This is a genomic window from Mesorhizobium sp. M1E.F.Ca.ET.063.01.1.1 (genome assembly GCF_003998155.1).
Lineage (GTDB): Bacteria > Pseudomonadota > Alphaproteobacteria > Rhizobiales > Rhizobiaceae > Mesorhizobium.
Window position 1 is genome coordinate 1 of the sequence record NZ_RZSC01001710.1, and the last position, 410, is coordinate 410.

The window sequence follows — 410 nt, forward strand, 5'->3', positions numbered from 1 at the left end:
CACCGGGCAGCGCAGCTGCCCGGCCGGGCGATGATCAAACCCGGTAGTAGCGGTTGGCGCGCTTCTCCGCCTCTTCCATCGCCTCCTGCGGCGTGGCCTGGCCGGTCACCGCCTTGGCGAACATGTCGACCAGCACGTAGTCTGCCATGGTCGCGGCCGAGGCGTAGCCGAGCGGCCCGGCATAGCCGTTGGGACGCAGCGTCGCCGAGGCCTTCGCGTAGGCGGCGTTGTTCGGATCGGCCTTCCACACGGGATTGTTGTCGAAGGCTTTCAGCGTCTGGCAGCAGTAGCCCGCGGAGGAGGTGATCCAGTCCGACATCTGCGGATCCTCGAACATGAACTGCAGATAGGCTTTGGCTGCGTTGGGGTAGGGCGTGTAGTTGAAGATGACGGCCGTGGTCACCTGGAAC

At 65.4% G+C, this 410-nt stretch carries 1 pseudogene; it reads right to left on the reverse strand.

Features of this window, described 5'->3' with window-relative positions:
- Nucleotides 1–34: 34 nt before the first annotated feature.
- Nucleotides 35–410 (reverse strand): annotated as a pseudogene (locus EOA29_RS40535) (carbohydrate ABC transporter substrate-binding protein); the annotation flags it as partial.